Raw genomic sequence first — 20,963 nt, 5'->3', positions numbered from 1 at the left:
ACATCGGCCTCATCCGTCTCTGCATGGGCATAGATGCGAATTGGTAAACTAGGATCTGACCAGCGCCCAGCCTTAGCTGCAGTTACGGGATTGACACCCTGCCGGACAACCAATTCAGTGAAGAACCCATGACGCCCTGCTTGGTGCGTGGACAGATATTGGATGCCAGCACGCTTGCAGATCGTCTTCCAACGGGTGTTGTAGCCGGTTGAACTACCATAGCCGAAAACGCGGGCTTTCATCAATTTGCCGGTCTTGCGGTTCTTGGGGCGTTTCGGCGGCAACGCCAGGAGCTCGTCCATCATCTGAGGTGAGACGGTGATCCAACTCTCTGGATGGCCCTTTTGCGCCTTCACTCGGACTTTGTTCTCAAGCGACCGCAGATCATCAGGCTCCAAAGATACCGCCTGATCAATTCGTGCCGCCGTCTCAAACATGAAACGGACCAGCGCGGCGTTATATGGATCAGCGGCACGGCAAAACGCCTCGATCCATTCCTTATCAGCTGGCGTGCGCTCGACACGGCTAAGTTTCCCGCGCCGCTTGTCTTGAGTGATCCGCTCGAACTTGTCGTGGGGCTTTACCCGGATTAGCGGCGTCCCCTCCAGCTCGTGCGCATTGTTGATAACCGCACTCGCTGGCGTCACGATTTCACGCCACCAGGTATCGGTCGACGCTGTGGGTTTCAGCTTCGGCCCAAAGCTCTTCAATAACGCACCTGAAATCGAACCTAGCGACAGGTCACAGATTGCTTCGACTATCGGGTTCAACTGCTTTGCTGCCTTAGGCGACGCGTTGTAAAGCATGATAGCATCGGAAAACGTCTTGCACGGTTCGTCGCCCACGGCATAGCGACGGATCTGACGTTCGGTCTCATGGTTTATCCAGTCCCGTGCGCCCTCTTCTGAAGATGCCTTAGTGCTTCGCCGGTATGGGCCGGCGATTGGTCTGCCGTTGTATTCGATTCACCCCTTGGCCCAATAAACGTGGCCCCTCTTGTAAATTTGGAGCGGCATGACTGGCCTCCTTCAAAAATCGTATCAATCTGCGCGGGTGAGATCAGCATGGTCCGCCCTAGCCGATAAAAAGCGCCCGTCTCATTGGCGCGTTCGCGCAAGGTGCGTTCCGAAATATCGATCCCCATCCCTGCCATAACTTCGACCCATTGGGCGGGCGTTTTTCCTAGCCCCAGGATCTGAGAGCTGTCTGAATAGTTGGTCTCTGCCATTTCAGTCGTCCTTGTCCGCTTAAGTTGAATCGGCGACACGCATGGAATCCCTTGTTCTGCACCTTCTGACGTGGTCAGATGGGATTAATTGGAATTTTATGTCATTTTGTGCGGTTTCGCGCAGTTTGACAGTCACGTCAATGGGAACCTTGCATGGCGCGAGATTTGAAGGCTGTCTTCTCGGAAATGGGGGCGCGACTTGCGATCGCGCGCAACGAAGTCGGCTTGACGCAAACCGCCATGGCGGACGCAATTGGCGTTTCACACCGCGCCTATCACAGCTACGAAAAAGGCCAGCGCGGCCTTCCCGTTGAGGCCTTGGTCGCGATTGCCGACAAGTTCGATGTTGACGCAGCATGGATCCTTTTGGGCACAAAATCTGTTAGGGCCGCGCATGACTTCGAAGCGCTAAAGAGGATCGAGATTTCGCTCGATCAACACCTCACTGAGGAAAACATCAGAATTAAGAGCGAGAAACGCGGTGCAATCGTAGCTCGCTGGTATCAGTCACACGTCGAGGGCCGTGAAGTCAGTAACGACGACGTGCACACGTGGATCGAGTTGGTAAGGGAATAAATTTGATCATGAAAAAACCTAGCAGAGAATGGCAAATGTTGCGCCGTGCGACCTTAGAGCGAGCAAAGAAAAACACAGTGCAGGCGCTTTCCCCAATCTATCCAGCTTTTTTCCTCGTCAGTGTTATCTATCTGGCTTGCTTCTCACTTCTTTTTTGGAGGAGCGCCAACCCAGTTTACTTGGCTACTGGGTTCATTCGTGATTGCGGCCGCTATCTCGGGGCTAATTCTTCCAGTTCTCACAGGCGCTGCTCTTACATTGTATTTCACCCAAAAGAAGCTCGAATATTTGGTCAATGAGTCAGTGGTCCGGCACCAAAGGTGCTCGAGATAATGGTCTCTTGGCCGATCATGATAATCCTTGATCTGTGGACAAGTCAGTCCACAAAAATACCGTTAGCCAATATTTTCTGGCTCAAGTAGGACGTAAACATTGAATTTCGAAAACTCGACCGAGATTGATCTTCCCCCACACGCGGCAAGCCTCATCGAAGGCCTTAGAGATTTTGGCTATAGCCTCGAGACGTCTCTGGCAGATATTGTAGATAACTCGATCACTGCATCTGCCAAGAGAATTGATATCTTTGCCGATACAGTTTCAGATGATCCTTGGATAGCAATTGCTGACAATGGTCACGGCATGACAAGGGCAGAGTTGCTTGAGGCTCTTAGGCCAGGCACAAAAAATCCTCGAGATGAACGCGACGCAAAAGATCTGGGGCGTTTTGGTCTAGGCTTAAAAAGTGCGAGCTTTTCCCAATGCCGACAACTCACGGTTCTAACGCGAAAGAATGGAGAAACTACAGCTGCGGCTTGGGACCTAGATCGGGTTGGCGAAACAAATCGATGGTCTGCAGTAATCCTTGATAATCCAAGCACAGTTCCATCTGCGCAGCACCTGGGAGATTTCGGCACCATTGTCGTCTGGAAAAAACTTGATCGCCTCGATGGCGGATACAAGAATGATGGCACTAAAAGAACCCAAACGCTCAATGCAGCCCTTAGCAGTGCCGAACGCCACCTCAGGCTAGTCTTCCATCGCTACATGAGCGGCTCACCTTCACGAATTTCCCTCTACCTCAACCATGTAAAGCTCGAGCCGATCGACCCTTTCGCCGAAGGGCATCCTGCACGCCAGCTGGACTCCGAAGAGTTCCTGAAACTATCAAAAGGCGTCGTGAGCTTCAAATGTGTTACCCTCCCTCACCATAAGAAGATGTCCCAACAGGAATGGGATGATATTGGTGGACCGGAGGGGCACCAAAGGTCGCAAGGGCTTTACGTCTATCGGGCGGATCGTTTGATTATTGCGGGCGGCTGGCTAGGATTAGCGAGGCAGGCTGAGTCGACCAAACTGTGCCGCATTGCTTTAGACATCCCTAACTCCATGGATGCCGACTGGAAAATCGACGTCAAAAAGGCATCGGCGCAACTTCCACCGACCGTTCGAAACAAACTCAAGAGCATCGTTGAACGTTTTGTTTCCACGTCGAAAAGAACCTACACACGCCGAGGGCGCAAACTGATAGCAGAAGATCAACTGCCTGTTTGGAATCGCGTTTTGCAAGATGACAAAATCATCTTCAGACCGGATCTTTCGCACCCCGTCTTCCAGGACTTTCGTGACCGGATAGGAGGTGATTTGCAAAGCGATTTCGATGCCTGCATCCGCTTGATCGGATCTTCCCTCCCGGTGGAGACCATTCATGCCGATATTATCGGCGGAGCGGAGAAAGTTGCTAGCGATCATCTCGATGACGAAGCTCTCGGCCTACAGGTAGGGGCCCTGATCACGAGCCTACTTGAAGGCGGCATCTCCGCCAATGTCATTCCGGACCTTTTGAAAAACAACGTTGTTCTCCGCGCCCACTGGGACCGGACGCAAGAAATGATAAACAAATACCTAGAGGAAGACGTCTGAAATGAGCGAAGTGAGTAATTACGATTTTCTAGATGCCCAGGTTTCACAAGCACTTGTCAGTTCAGACAACAAAACAGCCGACGAACTTCGCGCGCTTATTTCGACGTTGAACTCGGTCATGCCGGCACTGGGGTACGAGTCGGTGTCGTCCGAGCAGGAGGAATTTCTGGCGCGGGAATTCGAGGTACGTAACGGCATCAGCATGGGCCTCAGCGCGGTTGTGACCAGCGATGATTTTGAACCCTGGCTGGACGATGCCAAACAAAACATCGATCCATTCTATTGGGGACGTTACCGAAAGCACCTGATCCGAACCGGCTTGCCGAAAGATGTAGTCATCAAACTTGATGACATCACCGACAAAACACTAGGTCGGATGGGCAATCCCAAAAAGAACGTGGTTTGGGACTCTAAAGGTATGGTTGTGGGCCATGTGCAGAGTGGTAAAACTGCAAATTACACAGGCCTGATCTGCAAGGCAGCAGATGCGGGTTATAGACTAATCATTGTTATCGCTGGCATTCACAACAACCTTCGGAACCAGACGCAGCAGCGGATTGATGAAGGCTTCATTGGGCGCGATACAGGCAGGATGTCGAAAGCGGGCAAAAGCAACCGGCGTGTTGGCGTCGGTTTGATTGATGACCGCAATGTGCCAGTCAGCCTGACAACGACGATCGACGACTTCAAAAAAGCTGTCGCGACCACCAACAAGAGCCAGATTGACTCTTACAAGGTACCAGTCGTTCTTGTGATCAAAAAGAACTACAGCACTTTAGGGAACCTTATTGACTGGCTTAAAGAGAACAGCTCGCACGGCGATGAGGAGATGATCAGTCAGCCGATGCTTCTCATTGACGATGAGGCCGACAACGCATCGATCAACACGAAGTATGGAAAGGAAGAAGTCACAAGGATTAACGGGCAGATCCGGGAATTGCTCGGCCTGTTCCACCGGAGTTGCTACGTGGGCTACACGGCCACCCCGTTCGCAAACATTTTCATCGATCCAGATCAGGAAGACGATATGTGGGGCGAAGACCTTTTCCCTCGTGATTTCATTATCGGACTGGACGCACCGTCGAACTACTTTGGAGGCAAGCGTGTCTTTATCGAGGGCATATCGGATGATGACGCTGAACCGGAGTTCATCCGTTACATCGACGATAACGAAGATATCTTGCCGCTAAAGCACAAGATCGATCATGAGCTCAACGAACTGCCAACATCCTTGACCGATGCACTCCGTGTGTTTCTCGTCGCCAGAACAATCCGTAACTTGCGAGGCCAAGTCGACAAGCACGCCTCTATGCTCGTCAATGCAAGCCGATTTACGCGCATGCAGGGTATTCTCCGTACTCGGCTGCATGAAGTTCTCGACAATATAAAGAATGCGTTGCGCGTCAATGGAGCCAAGGGGGCAGCGGCTGACCTTGATCCTGAAATTGCCGAACTCAAGAGAGTTTGGAATGACGAGTTTTCAACGAGTGAATTTGATTGGCCCGAGGTGCGGGCAGCACTCTACAACGCAGTCGCATCTGCGAAGGTTGTCGAAGTTAACAGCGCACGAAACGACCTCGACTATTCCTCGTCAGGTAAACAGGGCGTCACAGTGATTGCTGTCGGGGGTTTCTCGCTTTCCCGAGGCCTTACTCTTGAAGGGCTAACAACCACTTGGTTCCTCCGAAACACCATGATGTATGATACGCTTATGCAAATGGGTCGCTGGTTTGGATACCGCATGGGCTATGACGATTTGTGTCGCATCTGGATGCCCCGCGAAGCTGTGTCTTGGTACGCCCACATCGCGGATGCCACCGAGGAGTTGCATCAGGAGCTGCGCCTCATGGAGAGTGCGAAGGCGACACCGAAGCAATTCGGCTTAGCTGTTAAAAGTCACCCTTCCGCACTAATGGTTACAGCGCGAAACAAGCTTGGCTCAGGAAAGAAGACGGTGGCGGTAGGCTTGTCTTCGAGCTTTGTGGAAACCGCGAGACTGGTATCTAATGGTGAGGACCTCCAAAAGAACCGGAGCGCTGCACGCGCATTCATCTCTCGGCTTCGAGAGAAAGGTTATTCCCCAGAAAAAGCCGAAACCGTTACAGGCGGGTACTTGCTAAAGACTGTCCCCGTGGAGTTCATAGACGACTTCCTGCTCGCATGGGTAAATGCGGACGAGAGCATCACAACCCAGATCGATCCGTTAAGGGGATACATCCGCAAACGCGAGGGTGATGAGCTCGCTGAATGGGATGTTCATATTGCTACTTTGAAAACGGGTGATTTGGACACCTCGCTCGGGTGGCCTATTGTCCCGATTACACGGAAAATTGGTGCTTTTGACCTGGAGCGTGGTTTTATGTCGATCGGCGGCTCCAAAATGCGCGTTTCTTCTCGAGGCGTTGAAAGATTGGGAATTCCGGAAGAACTGGCGCTCGAAGCGGAAGCTGCTGACCGCGAGGCACGTTCGCTTCCAGCGGATACCAAGGCAAACCATCCTGGCAAGATATACCGCGAAGTCCGTGAGCGGCCGCTGATTGCGCTCTATTTGGTCGATATCAGGGAGCCGGAGGAGAAACACATAGCAGACCACAAGGATTTCCCTGACAAGCCTGTTGTTGCCTGGGCCATCAGTTTTCCAAGATCCGCGAGCGCGGACGAGAAAGTCGAATACATCATCAACACAACCAAACAGCGCGAACTCTTTGGCGATCCTGATATTGATGAGGACGAGGAGAACGTGGATGAACGATGATCCTTGGAAAGGCCTTGCTGAAGGCAACATGCGGCGGGTTGATGCGCAGGGGAAGCATGACTTCTTCTGGGCAACCATCGAGAACAAGGCTCCGGCGCTGTTGATGGGCCTCGCGCCCGCAACAGAGACGACGGCAGATCTTCCTGCACTCAAAAACATCAATGTGCAGTTCAGGACAGTCAACGGTAGAGCCCTTGTCATATCGCTACTCGACAACGCGCACCGCGAGATTTTTGAAACCCTATGCCGCGATATTGTCGAGGCTGCGGAAGGTGCTCCAGACCAAACTGCAGCGCTTGACCGTGTCATCAGGCGAACGCGCCGATGGCACTTTCTGCTTAAGGGTGGCTCCTCTCAAGGTCTTAGCAAAGAGGAACAGCGAGGACTGGTTGGCGAGCTGGCGTTCCTTCGTGAAATCTCAACTCACGTATCGCCCGAGACCGCGATAGAGGGCTGGACTGGACCGGAAGGCGCCGCAAAAGACTTCGAGTTTCCCGCAGCCTGCATCGAGGTGAAAGCGAGACGAGGCGCAGCCAAGCCGTATGTCAGGATCTCCTCGGAGGACCAGCTCTCTGATGTAACCGGACGACAGCTATTCCTTCGGGTGTATGACGTGGATAGCGCTGTAATTCCGGAGGGTGACAATCTACACGGTCATGTAGAAAATACCGTAGCGCTGTTCGAGGATTATCCCGACTGCCTCAATGTTCTGGAGGAGCGCCTCGAAGCAATCGGGTATGAGCGAGGTCACGATTACGAGAAGCGTCGCTGGATTGTCGGCACCTGCCAGACCTTCACAGTTGCCGACGGCTTTCCACGCATCACACCACCCCTCAACAGTGGTGTCCACAACGTCACCTATGCAATCGACTTGGCCGAATGCGCACCTTTTGTCACCGAATTTGAACCGGAAATTTTAGCGGGGGGGACCTGAAATGGATGGACTTGAGGAATTTCACCAACAGTTCCTGAGCGACATTATGGGAACCGCGACATCGGAAGGAGCACTTCAGGAGGAGAGCTTTTTTGAGCTGATTGGTGACATGCTTAACGAGGCTGGTGAAATCGACACGCCATCCTGGAGCAGGCATGAGGGAGAGTGGAAGCGCCGCCGCAAAGAAGATGCACGAACGCTAACCAAACCGATAGCCGTTACCGGCTACAGTATCGGGACCAATAACGAAGACAGCACCCTGAGCCTCATACTGACAGATTTCCGATACAGTGAAACTGTCCGTGAGATGGGTTCGCCTGAAATTAAAAGCCTGTTTGGCAAACTTGTCGAATTTCTGCGCGCAGCGAGAAGTGAAGAGTTCCGGGATGCGATCGAGGAAACGAGTGACGGTGCAATCCTGTGTGATCTCATTGCGCGTAAATGGTCGCAACTGGAAAGCATCAAACTGATCATCGCCACGACCGCATCCACCTCCGCAAGAGTTGATTCCTATTCAGCTGGAAAGGTCGACGGCAAGAGCGTCACCTACAACGTGTGGGATCTGAAACGACTTCAAAAATATGTGGAACAGGGCCAAGCCCGCGAGGACCTCGTAATAGACCTCGAAAAGGACTTTGATGGCAGTATCCCAATCCTCAAGGCTTTCGGTGGCGATGCCGCACTGGAAAGCTATTTGGCTGTAATAAACGGCGATCAGCTAGCTGGCATTTATAACAAATGGGGTGCTCGCCTTCTGGAATCTAACGTGCGCTCTTTCCTTCAGGCGCGGGGCAATGTGAACCGGGGAATCCGGGATACGATCGCCAGGGAGCCACACATGTTCTTACCCTATAACAACGGGATCACCGCGACGGCCGATGCTGTGACCATTTCAAAGACAGGCGACGGTCTCGTCCTGTCCAGCGTCGAAAATCTGCAGATCGTGAACGGGGGCCAGACGACGGCTTCACTGCATGCCGCAATGAAAACTGCCCCCGAGCAGCTAAAGAACGTCTATGTCCAGATGAAACTCAATATCGTTCCGAAGGAACAATCTGAAGACGTTGTCCCCAAAATTTCAGAATACGCCAACACCCAGAACAAGGTGAATGCCGCCGACTTCTTTTCTAACCACCCGTTCCATATCCGGATGGAGGAATTTTCTCGCAAAATCTATGCGCCAGCCGGGGAAAACGGGTTCCAGGATACAAAGTGGTTCTATGAGCGTGCCCGTGGGCAATACGCGGATGCGCGAGGAAATAAAACTCCTGCCGAACGGAAGAAGTTTGACGGAACTTACCCGCGTTCAGGGTTCTTCACCAAGACCGATCTCGCAAAATACGAAAACTCGTTCCGGTGCAAGCCCCATGTTGTCAGCCTCGGCGCACAGAAGAACTTTGCAAACTTCGCCAAGAGCATTGGCACGAGATGGGGCAAGGAAGGGGTTTCCTTTGACGAGACCTGGTACAAACGGCTGGTTTCAAAGGCAATTGTCTTCCGCGCCACCGAAAAGCTTGTCTCCGCCGCCGCCGAAACCTGGTACGAGGGCGGCTACCGCGCGAACATTGTCACATACGGCATCGCGAAAGTGGTTTCAGATGTTACTGAGATGAACAAGGCGATCGATCTCGATCGAGTCTGGAGGCTGCAGCGAAATCTGACCAGCCTCGAAGCAGCGCTTGATATCGCGTGCTCCGAGGCACAGGAGGTCATCCTGAATCCTGTCGCAGGCATGCGTCACATCGGCGAATGGGCAAAGAAAGAGGCCTGCTGGAAAACACTCAAACAGCGCGAGTTAGAGTATCCTAAAGAGTTTCTGGACGCGCTCGTGGATCCTGAAGATGTCCGTTCGGTCGCGCAGGAGGCGCGGGCGGACAGTGACTTGACGAAGGATCTGATCGTCGAAAGCTGGATAGTCGAAGTCGGTGCCGATTTCTGGCAGGACGTTCTGAACTGGGGAACCGACAAAAAGGCCCTTTCACCCATGGATGACAGGGTGCTGTCTATCTGCGCGGCGATACCTTCGAAAATTCCGTCCGCACACCAGGCAAAAACGGCCCTGAGGTGCTTGGAAAAACTCAAGGGGCTAGGCTACACTCACTCAGCTCTGGAGGTAACTAAATAGGGCCTAGTATTCTGTATTTGACGCGAGCCTCCGGTCTGCTTCTGGCGCGCCTTCGATGTTCAAGCGGAGTTCCGAGCGGCAGCTTTGCGCAGGAAGCGGACTTTGCAAAGTCAGAATTAACCATCACCATAGGCCCTCAATTCGTAAATACCGTTTTGGGTGCCATAGCGGTCCTGACGCGGCTTAAACTGCTTCTCTGGATCAAGCCCTAAATCTTTCAGCGTCAACAGCTCAATCACTGCTAAACCAATATCTGACCCAAGGAGCAAATCCTGAATTTGATCATTTTCAGAAGGCTCATTCCCATGTGCTAGCTCGTTTCTTCGATCTGCTATGATTTTCGCACGTGGTTCATCACATACCAGACCCAACGGCCGACATTCCTCGAAAGCTAACATTAGTAGATCTTTGAGACTATTTCTCTTAGGGTGTCGTGGGCTTGCAAACTCTGTGGCAAAGGCCTGCACCTCGTCTGACGCCGTTTTTAGATACGTACTGTATCCGCCTACAGAAGCCTTGTACCGCTTTTGCTTCTCGGAACAGTTTGGATACCTTTTGCGCAGCCACTGTTCAAGAAAGGCAATGGTTCGTATGAACCGCTCAAAGACACCCAATTTTGCAGTTTGCAATGTGTTTATTGCGGAAATACGCAACTTGATTTGATCGTCATTCCACGCCTTCACCAGAGCCTGAGGGATAGCGGCAATCGGATTTTTCAAACGAAGGCTGATCTCCCCCGGATGGTCTGCCCTTTTCCTTGGATAAACCTCCAACCTCAAGTGATTATCAACCGCACGACCATCACGCTTCGGCACATTCACCAACACAGACGTATGAAAGTTACCCGCCGAAGAACCGACCAGAAAATCAATAAAGCTCAATTGAAACCGCGCCCATTTCTGTGCAGTCCAGATATCAATACCATTGTCCGTTATTAGACGAGTATATGCCCGATCAACTTGCTCGTAAGAATGCTCATCCTTGCGATAGACAATCGTAAAGCTCAGTACGCCAAGGCCACCCACAATTGTCTCAGATAATAATTTCTTGGCTCCAGGCATGTCATGTTCACACACCACAGCCTTCGTACGACATTTTTGCATGTGCCCAATAGCGACAAGAGCCTCAGACCAAAACCCGACCTCTGAAATGGCGGACGTGTTGCAGCTATCTATATGAACACCCTCAACCAAGTCGCCAACATAACCAGACAAACGAGTTGATTGCCGAAATCCCCTTGCCCATTCTCCGCCACCACTGAAGTTGTAAAAGGGTTCCAAAAGCGTGACAGGCCGACAAGAGTTTAGCCAACCATGCACAACATATTTGCCATGATCGCCTATCTCGCGAAATGGCTTTGAGAATGACCAATCATTGTTGCTATAAAGGTTAAACTGAACGCTTTCGGACTTGTTCTCAGGAAAGATAAGTACACCTGACCAGCCAAAGGGAACCTCATCGCTCGCATCAATAGTAAAAGTATATGATCCTGAATTATCTTTAGTCATTTGTAGGCCTTGAGAAATGGAGTTCTGACAATTTCGGGAAGCCAGCAATCTATGCTTGGCAACTTTCGGGTGGACTATATTCTACCCCATGTGGATATGTAAAACTGCCACGACTGCTTTGGGCTGACACCGGTCATCCGAGGTTTTCACTAAGGATACCCGCCTCCTAAACTCACGCTTGATTTCATACGGCCATCTTGTGTTAGGCGCAGAACGCTAGTCGCGTTCTAGCATGGCAATAGCCTGCCGCACTGCATTCGGCTCGAGATTGATCGTCTTGAACGATCTGGGGCCCGAGCCGTTCGAGTAGTGGATCACCTTCGCCAGAACTTCGAAGAGAGGTAGCGTCTGCACGGCTCCCATGGTTCGTGCCACATCCTCGGTCAGATGGGTCTTGAACAACTCCCTCCACAACTTCTCCTCATAAATGGATGGAAAAGCGTCCAAGCCCTCAAGCATGTCTTCAAGGCAGCCTCTTAGTTGATCTGTTGTCATGGCAAACCAGTTCCGCTTACCACCCCTACCACTGTTACTGAAGGTAATAACCTTGGCCTTTGTCGGAACGGTCACAAGAATCCGATCGTTGTCAGCCAGCACGTCCTCGAAAACGGTCCCCATGTCTTTTCCCCTACTGATGCGTTCCACGCAGTTCACAAAACGGAATATCTCCGCGTAAGAACTCTTCAAGACGTCTCAGAATGCTATCATGGCCCAATGCCGTTTTGCCTTTCAATGCGCACTCCCAGACGACACCAACCCGCCAGCCAAGTTCAAAGAGTTCTGTCTGTTTTCGGAGATCCCGTGCCTGATTGCTGGAAATCTTCACTTTCCAGAACTCCTGGCGCGATTTTGGGAGGCGAAAAAGATGGCAATCCTCGTGCCCATGCCAGAAACAGCCATTCACGAATAGCGCTGTGTTGTAGCGTGAAAGGACAAGATCTGGTCGACCGGGAATATCTTTCCGATGAAGCCTGAATCTGTAGCCAGCGCGGTGCAGTAATTGTCTTACCAGGATTTCCGGCTTCGTGTCCTTGCCTTTGATGCCTGACATCATTCGACTACGATCCTCCGAGGACACGATGTCGACCATCAGGTTCTCCTGATTCGGATATTGGCCTCTCTAAGCATCTCGCTTGCTATCGCCCGGATTACAGGGACTGCAACAGAATTGCCGAACTGCTTATAAAGTTGAGATTTGCCAACCCGATCGATCAAGAATTCTTCGGGAAACCCCTGCAAGGCGCGTGCCTCTTCAGGAAGGAGCTTACGCGGATTTCGCCCCAAATCCGACTGATCAATGAGAATTTCGCTACCATCCTTATAGTATCGCGCACTCATTGTGCTGCAATACTCGGACGTCCGATCAAAAAGGCTGTACCCGAACCCCTTGCCATTCGCACGGTTCCGCTTTTTGCGCTCCTTGTGTCCTGTCCAGAGCCTATCCGATATGGTGAAATCCTGAGTGCGCTCGGGATCATCGACGAGAATACCTTTGAGAGGTACTTTCAACTGATAGTTTTCAATGACCTTGCCGAACATCTCCTTGATCCGCTCGTGATTGGCCGGCGCGCCTTTGTCGCGACGGATACCCACGATGTAGATACGCTCACGGATCTGGGGCACACCAAAATCCCGCGCACGCAGGACTTCGAAATCGACATCATAGTCAAAATGAGTTCCCAGACTGGCGCGAGCTTCTTCTGATAACATGACATCACTTGGGATTTCCGCAGATGATTCACCCCGTAAAATCGCCATGATCGTCTTCAACGTGTCCCCTCCATTGTGACCTTTCAGCTGCTTTACGTTCTCGAGCAGAAACGCTTTCGGATGATGTGCGGCAAGAATTCTCTGTATTTCGAAGAACATCGTGCCACGTGTGTCCAGAAAGCCTTGTTTCCTTCCGGCTTGTGAGAAAGCTTGGCAGGGAAAGCCGGCAAGAAGCACATCATGATCAGGAATTTCGGACGCCGTGAACTTTGTAATATCCCCGTTCCTCTGAGGAACCTCTCCGAAGTTTGCCGCATATGTGACTTTGCTATGCTTGTCGATTTCCGCTGTGAATACGCACTTCCCGCCAAATTCCTGAAACGGAATGCGGATACCCCCGATGCCAGCAAAAAGATCAATAAACTGAAAGGGGCTTTTTTTGCGGTTATCCTTGAACGGGATCGTTTCAGGCAGGCTCTCGATTGCACGTTGCTTCGTCGGAGTTATTCTCCCGCACCCGCGCTCCCATTGCTCCACCGTGTCGGCTCCATCCGGCCCCAGGCCGAGGAGCGTCGCCATGACCCGATAGTCAACGCGCAGCCGCTTTCGCGTTGCCGCCAACTTCTCACGGTATATGAAATCTGAGCTCACTGAACTTCCAGTCTCAACATTTTTTCTTCGTCAGTACACGACATTTTCCTCAACCTCCAGGGCGGGCTGATGATAGTTTGATTATTTGATAGTGGGATAACTTGTCGCGACTACCAGCTGCCCGAAATGCAACTCCTTCGCGTTAAGATCCAGCTCGTGGATGATGTACTCGCCGGCACAGCCGGTGATATGGTGGCGGAAGGTTTTCCCTGTTTAGTCGATGAACAGGCAGCGGATGTCACTGTAGTTACCCCAGATGCCAGCGATGGCAAGTAAGGGAATCCCTTCAGGCAGTCGGTCGACTTTTTTATAGTCGCGATAGTCAATGCCGTACCCTAAGGCTTGGCGGAAACCGAGCGTGTATTGGGTGTGGTCGAATTGCATGTGGAGCCTTTCTGCGGCTTGGAAGTCCATCAAAGCGAGTGCCCGGCGCTGCGGTGACTATCTCTCGCGCCTAGCTCTCGTTCAGCCGTTTCTCGGCGTCTTTCGCTGACTTCCAGCTGGTCTCTAAGCCCGCCTGAAGCGTCTCGTAACTCCGTTCCTCGCGTAGCAAGTCGGCCAATGTGCTGACGGACGTGAGATGTGATTTCATCAATAGCTCAACGCAATGCGCCAAGCCATTCGCCTTGCTTTCTATCCTGCTGGTCGAGCACTTCTCCAAGGCGTGCAATTCCCTGGCTGAGCTCTCGCAGGCCGTCACCAACCGCTCGACGGATGCAAGCAATTCGCGCTCCAATGCTGTCAGGGGTGTTATCGGTGGATTGGTCATCTAGGGCTCCTTGATCTCGATGCAGATGATGGGCGTTTTCGCCATCGTGCAGGTCTTCAGTTCGGTCCGGTTCGGGTCCAGCGTCACCCATGTCTGCCCGGACTGTTCGATCCGTGTCAGGCCAAGCATCGTCATCTCCGAGCGAGTGATTAAACCCGTCCAAAACCAATTCGCTATCAGCACCGTCGCAATCCAGACTGAGACCATCCCCACAATCACCCAAGGCGAAATCGTCAGCCAGCGCCGGATCGTCTCGCTCCGCCTCTCCAACTCGCTCTTGCTGTCGCTGAGAAAGAACCTGATATCGGTCTCGATTGTATGCAGCGCGCTGGTCGCAATGCTGCTGAAATCGCTCCTGAAGCTCTCGAGCTGAGATGCCATCGAGGCGGCGTGGTCGCTGCGTATTGTCTCCAGGTCCGCGTTCAATGTCTCGGCGAGGCGGTTCGGCTTGCCAGTCTTCATGGAAAATCTCTCCTTTCAAACGCCAGCGCTCGCCGGTGTCGGGGTCTTGGGCGGTCAGGTAGGCTTTGCCCGCGCGCGGGATGTCGAAGCCAGCTTCGGCGAGGGCGTCGAGCATGCTGCCACGGTCAGTGATTAGGCCAACGCTGACTTGGTCCAAAATCCACGCGTGCAACTCGTCACGGCCTTGAGCGCGGGTTGGGGTCTCGATGGTGTCGCGGACCTCTTGGGTGCGTTCCAACTCCATCGGATCGGCGCCAAACCTCGTTTACTTCGGAGAAAGTACACGTATATTATGAACGACAATATTCGCCATGCATCAGATGCGGTCGTATTTCATGGCATAAATTAGGGCTATCTAAATATGATAAACTCCACCAACCCACTTGAGGAAATCTCACATTGGAGAGTCGAAGCAAAACTGGAAGATGTCCCTAAATATTTTTTCCGGGGTAGTGATTTCGAAAGTATCTTAAGGGGTAGGTATGCAATTGTCGTCGGCAGAAAGGGGACTGGCAAAACAGCAATCGCAGAATATATATCTCAATCGAAGAGCCATGATTTTAGCTCCGAGAAACTCTCTTTTAAGAACTTTCCGTTCAACGAATTATACAAACTTGAAGATCATAGATTCACCAATCCAAATCAGTATATAACTATTTGGAAATACGTTATTTTGTCTTTTGTTTGTAAGATGATGGCAACTAATCCAAGAATTGATCCACTAGTCGGCAAACAGCTCTCTAAGGCTTTTGGCAGCACTGCTGAGCAGAACTTGGCAGCGATAATTAAACGTTGGACAGTTAGTCAAATAAACCTGCAAGTACTAGGTACCGGCGGCGGTGTTGAATTTAAAGACACGCAGGGTGATAGTGAATGGGTCGATAGAGTAGAAATGCTTGAATCCATTGTTGCAAAGTATGCCAAAGGCCATAGTTATATTTTGGCTTTTGATGAGCTTGATGAAGACTTCAAAGATGTTGTTAAGCGCTATAATAATGACCAGTATCAACAGCTAATTACAAGTCTAATAAAGGCTACGGCCGAAATAAAATCTTTTTCTATGAAAAATGGCCTAAATGTTGCGCCAATTGTTTTCTTGCGTGATGATATTTATGGGCTAATAAAAGATAACGATAAAAACAAGTTGGTTGACGTGAAATTAGACCTAGTATGGGATAAAGATAGTATTCAGGAAATGCTTGCTTATCGATTGTCACGATCGATCGGTAGTAAAAGCTCTGAACCAAAATTTGACCATGTTTGGTTGAAAATTTTTGCACACGCGAAAACAAGATACGGCAACAAGCAACAAAGATCGATGAATACTTTCGATTTTATTGCTCGGAGCACTCATATGCGCCCACGCGACTTCATTAGGTATTTGCAAGTAGCCTCAGAGCATGAGTTGAAGAATAAAAACACGAAAATCCAAGGAGAGACTCTTCGGCGCGTTGACGCCTCATTCTCAACATATTTAAGGGATGAACTAAAAGACGAAATTGAAAGTACAATACCTGAAATCGAAAGTGTTTTTGATGTGATATCCCATATTAATAAGCAATACATTAACGTGAAAATTTTCAGGGAAACGTTCGATGAAATGAAGCCCACAACCGGTTCGAAGCTGGATGCAGATACATGCCTACGCTTGCTTTTTCATTTTAGTGTAATCGGGAATACGGGTCGTGGAAATTCGCCATTGGAGTTCTTCAAATACAAATACCCAAACAGAAAGTTGAATTTTGGCCTTCCAATCATTGTTCACCGCGGTTTGTTTAAGGCGTTAGAAATAGTTTAACTATTTCAAAACGTCACAGTTTGGCCTTTGCTCGCAGTTGGTTTTAGGATGGTTTGGTGGCCCCGGTACCCCGTCCAGCCTGGCCCCCGTACCGGGGCCAGGCTGGACGGGGGCCACTGTGGACCCCGTCTCAATCTCAGGCTCGAGCGTCGGTTCCAGCTCCTCAACCTTGGCCAGATCGATCCCGTAAACGACGGTGAAACCGTTCTTGCAGGTGCGTGCGCCGGTCTCGACAAGGATGCCTTCCTTCAGAAACTCGCGCACGGTTCGCTTGACGGTGGTCTCCCCCAACTCGGTGTGGCGCTGGATCGTGCCCTTAGAACACCAAATGCCGGAACCATCGTCGCTCGCCTTGTCAGCCAGAAACATGATGATCTGCTTGCGCGTAGCGCTGCCGAACTTCCGTTCCGCGCATGTGTTCGCGACCCGCCAGCTCATCGGGTCGCCCCAAAAGGCGCAAAGACGAGCGAATTTTTTACAGGTTTTGTGCGAGATTTCCGCCGTTTCAGCAGAATTCGGCCCGAATGCTCGCGGGGCTTTCTGCAAGCTTCCTCACAAAGCCCTGTAAATAGGTCATACTTTCAGCTGTTTTTGGCGACCCCGGCAGGATTCGAACCTGCAACCTGCCCCTTAGGAGGGGGCTGCTCTATCCAGTTGAGCCACGGGGCCATGCTTTGCTAATTTAGCGCTAGAGCGAAGGAATGTCAGTGCCAAATTCACCCCATGGTACTTGGCGGCAATCCGAATTAGGTTGGGGCTATAGATTGTTGAATGGAGCCCGCGCTTTTGACTAATTCCGATGCCCGCCCCCTCACGCTACGCGATGTTTCCGAAGCTTCTGGGGTGTCTGAAATGACTGTCTCGCGTGTGCTGCGAAATCGCGGAGACGTTTCGAGTTCTACACGGGAAAAGGTCCTCAAAGCCGCCAAAGAACTTGGTTATGTGCCCAATAAAATTGCCGGCGCTCTGGCCTCTCAGCGGGTTAATCTTGTCGCTGTCATCATCCCGTCGCTCTCTAACATGGTCTTTCCCGAGGTCATGACCGGAATTTCTCAAGTCCTAGAAGATACAGAGCTTCAACCGGTTGTAGGCGTCACAGACTACCTGCCAGAGAAAGAAGAACGCGTGCTTTTTGAGATGCTTTCATGGCGTCCTTCTGGCGTGATCATCGCAGGGCTGGAGCATTCCGATGCATCGCGCGCTATGATGAAAGCCTCGGGTATTCCTGTTGTCGAAATAATGGATGTCGATGGCACGCCAATCGATACAAGCGTTGGGATTTCCCATCGTCGCGCAGGCCGCGAGATGGCAAAGGCAATCTTGAAGCGGCGGTATAAAAACATCGGCTTCATGGGAACAAAGATGCCGCTTGATCACCGCGCGCGCAAACGATTTGAAGGGTTCACAGAAGCGCTAAGTAAGGCTGGCGTCGAGATTGCAGAGCGCGAGTTTTATTCAGGTGGGTCGGCGCTCGCCAAAGGGCGCGAAATGACGGCGGCAATGCTAAAGCGAAACCCTGATCTGGATTTCCTTTATTACTCGAACGATATGATCGGGGCAGGCGGCTTGCTTTATCTTCTCGAACAAGGCTACGACATTCCCAATCAAATCGGGCTTGCGGGATTCAACGGTGTAGAGCTTTTGCAAGGCTTGCCGCGTCAGCTTGCTACGATGGACGCATGCCGCAAAGATATTGGCCGCAAGGCTGCGGAAATCATTGCCGAACGGGTTGAAAATCCGAATGCAGAACTAGAGAAACGCATCGAGTTGACCCCAACAATCAGCTACGGCGACACATTGAAACGGCGATAGTTGATGAGCGCTCCTGTTCTAACCAATAAAAGCGCACGCGCGGTTTTTCTGGATCGCCATTTGCTCAGCAACGCGCCGACTGGAACTGGCAAGGACAAAGATCTACTCGACGTGATCACGCGTCTTGGGTTTGTACAGGTCGATAGCATCAACACTGTCGAACGCGCGCACCACATGATCTTGCGAGCGCGCCGCACGTCGTACAAGCCCAAAAATCTTGTGCCTTTGCTGGAAAGGGATCACTCGCTTTTTGAGCATTGGACACATGATGCATCGGTCATTCCCTCTGAGTTCTTTCCTCATTGGAAACTGCGCTTTCGCCGCGATGCGGTTAAGTTAAAGGCACAGTGGCGCAGTTGGCGACGCGGTGGGTTTGAGGAGGTCTTGGACGCGATTAAGACTCAGATCGAGGTTGAAGGGCCAAAGTCATCTGCTTGCGTAGGAATTGGCGAGAAACGTGGCTCTGGCGGTTGGTGGGATTGGCACCCATCCAAAACTGCGCTGGAGTATCTCTGGAGAGTTGGGAACCTTTCGGTCACGCGACGCGAGTCCTTCAAGAAGTTCTATGATCTTACCGAACGCGTCTTGGATGAGGCAGTGCTTTCCAATGATCCGAGCGATGAAGATAGCATAGATTGGTTGTGCAATGCGGCATTGGATCGCTTGGGGTTTGCGACCTCAACAGAAATTGCAGACTTTTGGGATATTGTTACGAAATCCGAAGCCAAAGAATGGTGCCAGTCAAAGGGCTTGATTGAGGTCGATGTTGAAGGCGTTGACGGTAAGTTGCGTCGCTCTTTTGCGCGTTCGAGCATAGTGGATGAAACACCGCCGAAACCAACGTCCAGATTGCGAATCCTAAGTCCATTTGACCCAGCTCTGCGGGATCGTAAGCGTGCCGAACGGCTCTTTGGGTTTCATTACCGCATCGAGATTTTTGTTCCCGAAGCAAAGCGTCAATACGGATACTACGTTTTTCCCATTCTGGAAGGGGATCGCCTAGTTGGGCGCATTGATATGAAAGCGCTACGCGCCGAGGATGTGTTGAACGTCACGGGCCTCTGGTGGGAAAAAGGCGTGCGCGTGGTGCCCGCTCGGGTCGAAAAGCTACGCAAAGAGCTGGATCGCATGGCGAAGTTTGCAGGCGTGTCGCAGGTCAGGATCGCAGCGGGGCTTGGGTTGTGAGTGTGGATGAGTTTATTTTGGAAAATGAAGCTCGCTTAGCTCAGTTGATCCGCGAAATGCTCTAGCAACTTGTGTTTCAAAAGCTTGCCAGTCGGCGCGGCCGGCAGGGCAAGCGCGAGGACGATTTCGCTGGGACGTTTGTAGGCTGTCAAACGCGGTTCCACAAAACTACGCAGGTCTTCGACCGTCGTCGCATCAAGTTGTGGGAGCTGTACGAAAGCGAGCACTTCCTCATCCCCCGTGGCTGTGCGCCGACCGATAACAGCGGACTGAATGACTGCGGGGTGATCGTTGAAGGCGGCCTCCACCTCAGGTGGGTAGATGTTAAAGCCGCCGCGAATGATCAACTCTTTACTACGCCCTAGAATGTGCAGCAGGCCTTTGTCATCAATCTTTCCTAAATCGCCCGTGTGCATCCAGCCGTCGCGATCAAGCACTGCGGCTGTTGCTTCAGGATTTCGGAAATAACCAAGCATGATGTGGGGGCCACGTGTGAGAACCTCGCCCGTGCCATTGCCGCCGCCTTCGGCGCTTTCGTCGATCATAATCTCAATGCCCGCCAACGCGGGGCCAACAGAAATATCAGGATCGCCAATCTTGCTTTTCGTGGTGGCAACGCCTGCGCTCGTCTCGGTCATGCCATAACCATTTTGCAGCGCGACGCCATAAAAGGCCTCAGCCTTGCGTTTCCAGACGGGGTCAAGCGGTGCCGCGCCTGAAGATACGTAGCGCAGCGGACCGCCTGCGATACTCTCAATGCCTTGCTCGGCGGTGTACTGCATCAAGAGCGCGTGCATTTGTGGGACCGCGGGCAGGATCGTTACGCCATTGGTCAACGCATCATAAAGCTTGGCCGCAGTAAAACGCGCCTCTAATCGGATCGTGGCTCCGATAAAGGTCGAGGCGAGGAACATCGAGGCCAAACCAAACACGTGGGACATCGGCAGCGCGCCATAAACCACATCCGATGACACTAAGCTTCGTGTATCGGCGCTGGTTTTACCTGCGTAAACGAGATTGCTTTGCGTCAGCATCACGCCCTTTGGCGTCCCGGTCGTGCCTGTTGTAAAGAGCATCACAGCAACGTCCTTGTCAGGCGCTGGATCGCTCGGACCAAGCTCCGCCACCATGACATTGCCCCAAGCGCCCTTCACGTCGCGTGCCTCAAAGCGGGTGCCATGAGCTTTCGCATCTGGCGACACTTCGGACATGAACAGACCCAAGCGTGGGGTCGCGTGTTTGATGATGCGTTCCAGCTCTGCACCAGTCTGACGCGCGTTTACAGGCACGGCCCAAGCGCCAATCAGAGAACAAGCATAGATGAACGCACAGAGCATCGCGCAATTTTCCGTCACCATCAGAACGCGATCGCCGCGCTGCACACCAGAAAGGCGCAGCAGATCAGCGCCTTTTTGCGCGACGTCCCACTCCTTGGCAAAGCTCCACTCAGCCCCATCCCAATCTACAATTGCCATCGCGTCAGGGCGCGTATTCGCCTGGTCCTCTAGGAACTGGTGGATCTGCATCTGC

At 51.9% G+C, this 20,963-nt stretch carries 19 protein-coding genes and 1 tRNA gene; 8 read left to right on the top strand and 12 right to left on the bottom strand.

Annotated elements, in window-relative coordinates:
- Nucleotides 1–806 (bottom strand): tyrosine-type recombinase/integrase (locus ACRBCU_RS18185; protein ID WP_431366815.1); only part of this gene is annotated, 806 nt, incomplete at its 3' end.
- 74 nt (nt 807–880) lie between these two features.
- The gene (locus tag ACRBCU_RS18180; protein WP_431366814.1) at nt 881–1,228 is read right to left on the bottom strand and encodes a hypothetical protein; all 348 of its coding nucleotides are present in this window, start codon (nt 1,226–1,228) and stop codon (nt 881–883) included.
- A 153-nt stretch (nt 1,229–1,381) separates the two neighbouring features.
- Here ACRBCU_RS18180 and ACRBCU_RS18175 point away from each other — a divergent pair, with 153 nt between their 5' ends.
- From ACRBCU_RS18175 to ACRBCU_RS18155, 5 genes are all read left to right on the top strand, one after another.
- Nucleotides 1,382–1,804, top strand: a complete 423-nt coding sequence (locus ACRBCU_RS18175; protein ID WP_431366813.1) for a helix-turn-helix domain-containing protein — start codon at nt 1,382–1,384, stop codon at nt 1,802–1,804.
- A 432-nt stretch (nt 1,805–2,236) separates the two neighbouring features.
- A complete protein-coding gene (locus ACRBCU_RS18170; RefSeq protein ID WP_431366812.1) occupies nt 2,237–3,724 on the top strand; it encodes an ATP-binding protein in 1,488 nt (495 codons plus the stop codon).
- A 1-nt stretch (nt 3,725) separates the two neighbouring features.
- Complete coding sequence (locus ACRBCU_RS18165) at nt 3,726–6,479, top strand: Z1 domain-containing protein (RefSeq protein WP_431366811.1); 2,754 nt, start codon at nt 3,726–3,728, stop codon at nt 6,477–6,479.
- On the top strand, nt 6,469–7,413 hold the full coding sequence (locus ACRBCU_RS18160; RefSeq protein WP_431366810.1) for a PD-(D/E)XK motif protein: 945 nt from the start codon (nt 6,469–6,471) through the stop codon (nt 7,411–7,413). Before ACRBCU_RS18165 ends, ACRBCU_RS18160 begins: the two co-directional genes overlap by 11 nt.
- Before the next feature lies 1 nt (nt 7,414).
- On the top strand, nt 7,415–9,538 hold the full coding sequence (locus tag ACRBCU_RS18155) for an AIPR family protein (RefSeq protein WP_431366809.1): 2,124 nt from the start codon (nt 7,415–7,417) through the stop codon (nt 9,536–9,538).
- 116 nt (nt 9,539–9,654) lie between these two features.
- On the opposite strand, the gene ACRBCU_RS18150 is transcribed toward ACRBCU_RS18155, so the two are convergent.
- The 7 genes from ACRBCU_RS18150 to ACRBCU_RS18120 all read right to left on the bottom strand — a co-directional run bounded on the left by ACRBCU_RS18150 (nt 9,655) and on the right by ACRBCU_RS18120 (nt 14,882).
- The gene (locus ACRBCU_RS18150) at nt 9,655–11,046 is read right to left on the bottom strand and encodes a HEPN domain-containing protein (RefSeq protein ID WP_431366808.1); all 1,392 of its coding nucleotides are present in this window, start codon (nt 11,044–11,046) and stop codon (nt 9,655–9,657) included.
- A gap of 216 nt (nt 11,047–11,262) precedes the next feature.
- Nucleotides 11,263–11,664 carry a hypothetical protein gene (locus ACRBCU_RS18145; RefSeq protein ID WP_431366807.1) on the bottom strand — a complete coding sequence of 134 codons (402 nt, stop codon included), beginning with the start codon at nt 11,662–11,664 and terminating at the stop codon, nt 11,263–11,265.
- Between the two features lie 10 nt (nt 11,665–11,674).
- On the bottom strand, nt 11,675–12,136 hold the full coding sequence (locus ACRBCU_RS18140) for a very short patch repair endonuclease (RefSeq protein WP_431366806.1): 462 nt from the start codon (nt 12,134–12,136) through the stop codon (nt 11,675–11,677).
- Nucleotides 12,136–13,407, bottom strand: coding sequence for a DNA (cytosine-5-)-methyltransferase (dcm, locus tag ACRBCU_RS18135; protein WP_431366805.1), 1,272 nt, complete (start codon nt 13,405–13,407; stop codon nt 12,136–12,138). The genes ACRBCU_RS18140 and dcm overlap by 1 nt, the downstream gene beginning before the upstream one ends.
- Before the next feature lie 213 nt (nt 13,408–13,620).
- On the bottom strand, nt 13,621–13,821 hold the full coding sequence (locus tag ACRBCU_RS18130; RefSeq protein WP_431366804.1) for a hypothetical protein: 201 nt from the start codon (nt 13,819–13,821) through the stop codon (nt 13,621–13,623).
- Nucleotides 13,822–13,861: 40 nt separating this feature from the next.
- Nucleotides 13,862–13,999, bottom strand: coding sequence for a hypothetical protein (locus ACRBCU_RS18125; RefSeq protein WP_431366803.1), 138 nt, complete (start codon nt 13,997–13,999; stop codon nt 13,862–13,864).
- Nucleotides 14,000–14,006: 7 nt separating this feature from the next.
- Entirely contained in the window at nt 14,007–14,882 is an 876-nt protein-coding gene (locus tag ACRBCU_RS18120) for a hypothetical protein (RefSeq protein ID WP_431366802.1), read from the bottom strand.
- A gap of 117 nt (nt 14,883–14,999) precedes the next feature.
- On the opposite strand from ACRBCU_RS18120, the gene ACRBCU_RS18115 reads away from it, so the two are divergent.
- Nucleotides 15,000–16,436, top strand: coding sequence for a P-loop ATPase, Sll1717 family (locus ACRBCU_RS18115; RefSeq protein ID WP_431366801.1), 1,437 nt, complete (start codon nt 15,000–15,002; stop codon nt 16,434–16,436).
- Here the strand turns inward: ACRBCU_RS18115 and ACRBCU_RS18110 are convergent, their stop codons facing one another.
- Entirely contained in the window at nt 16,437–16,982 is a 546-nt protein-coding gene (locus ACRBCU_RS18110) for a hypothetical protein (RefSeq protein WP_431366800.1), read from the bottom strand.
- 46 nt (nt 16,983–17,028) lie between these two features.
- Nucleotides 17,029–17,105 (bottom strand) — tRNA-Arg (locus ACRBCU_RS18105).
- A gap of 117 nt (nt 17,106–17,222) precedes the next feature.
- On the opposite strand from ACRBCU_RS18105, the gene ACRBCU_RS18100 reads away from it, so the two are divergent.
- Nucleotides 17,223–18,248, top strand: a complete 1,026-nt coding sequence (locus ACRBCU_RS18100; RefSeq protein WP_431366799.1) for a LacI family DNA-binding transcriptional regulator — start codon at nt 17,223–17,225, stop codon at nt 18,246–18,248.
- Nucleotides 18,249–18,251: 3 nt separating this feature from the next.
- Nucleotides 18,252–19,433: a winged helix-turn-helix domain-containing protein gene (locus ACRBCU_RS18095; protein ID WP_431366798.1), complete on the top strand. Its 1,182-nt coding sequence runs from the start codon at nt 18,252–18,254 to the stop codon at nt 19,431–19,433.
- Nucleotides 19,434–19,468: 35 nt separating this feature from the next.
- Here ACRBCU_RS18095 and ACRBCU_RS18090 read toward each other — a convergent pair whose 3' ends face one another.
- Nucleotides 19,469–20,959, bottom strand: a complete 1,491-nt coding sequence (locus ACRBCU_RS18090) for a class I adenylate-forming enzyme family protein (protein ID WP_431366797.1) — start codon at nt 20,957–20,959, stop codon at nt 19,469–19,471.
- Between the last annotated feature and the right edge of the window lie 4 nt (nt 20,960–20,963).

The organism is Planktotalea sp., from assembly GCF_050633725.1.
Classification (GTDB): domain Bacteria; phylum Pseudomonadota; class Alphaproteobacteria; order Rhodobacterales; family Rhodobacteraceae; genus Planktotalea.
Note: the sequence above shows the minus strand (reverse complement) of the source record. Positions and strands in the feature narration are given on the sequence as shown.

What these genes read in the sequence shown, in the direction of transcription:
- ACRBCU_RS18160 (WP_431366810.1), top strand. Translation starts at nt 6,469, where the DNA reads ATGAACGATGATCCTTGGAAAGGCCTTGCTGAAGGCAACATGCGGCGG.
- ACRBCU_RS18165 (WP_431366811.1), top strand. Translation starts at nt 3,726, where the DNA reads ATGAGCGAAGTGAGTAATTACGATTTTCTAGATGCCCAGGTTTCACAA.
- ACRBCU_RS18115 (WP_431366801.1), top strand. Translation starts at nt 15,000, where the DNA reads ATGATAAACTCCACCAACCCACTTGAGGAAATCTCACATTGGAGAGTC.
- ACRBCU_RS18145 (WP_431366807.1), bottom strand. Translation starts at nt 11,664, where the DNA reads ATGGGGACCGTTTTCGAGGACGTGCTGGCTGACAACGATCGGATTCTT.
- ACRBCU_RS18155 (WP_431366809.1), top strand. Translation starts at nt 7,415, where the DNA reads ATGGATGGACTTGAGGAATTTCACCAACAGTTCCTGAGCGACATTATG.
- ACRBCU_RS18150 (WP_431366808.1), bottom strand. Translation starts at nt 11,046, where the DNA reads ATGACTAAAGATAATTCAGGATCATATACTTTTACTATTGATGCGAGC.
- ACRBCU_RS18175 (WP_431366813.1), top strand. Translation starts at nt 1,382, where the DNA reads ATGGCGCGAGATTTGAAGGCTGTCTTCTCGGAAATGGGGGCGCGACTT.
- ACRBCU_RS18120 (WP_431366802.1), bottom strand. Translation starts at nt 14,882, where the DNA reads ATGGAGTTGGAACGCACCCAAGAGGTCCGCGACACCATCGAGACCCCA.
- ACRBCU_RS18140 (WP_431366806.1), bottom strand. Translation starts at nt 12,136, where the DNA reads ATGGTCGACATCGTGTCCTCGGAGGATCGTAGTCGAATGATGTCAGGC.
- ACRBCU_RS18125 (WP_431366803.1), bottom strand. Translation starts at nt 13,999, where the DNA reads ATGAAATCACATCTCACGTCCGTCAGCACATTGGCCGACTTGCTACGC.
- ACRBCU_RS18095 (WP_431366798.1), top strand. Translation starts at nt 18,252, where the DNA reads ATGAGCGCTCCTGTTCTAACCAATAAAAGCGCACGCGCGGTTTTTCTG.
- ACRBCU_RS18180 (WP_431366814.1), bottom strand. Translation starts at nt 1,228, where the DNA reads ATGGCAGAGACCAACTATTCAGACAGCTCTCAGATCCTGGGGCTAGGA.
- ACRBCU_RS18130 (WP_431366804.1), bottom strand. Translation starts at nt 13,821, where the DNA reads ATGGACTTCCAAGCCGCAGAAAGGCTCCACATGCAATTCGACCACACC.
- ACRBCU_RS18090 (WP_431366797.1), bottom strand. Translation starts at nt 20,959, where the DNA reads ATGCAGATCCACCAGTTCCTAGAGGACCAGGCGAATACGCGCCCTGAC.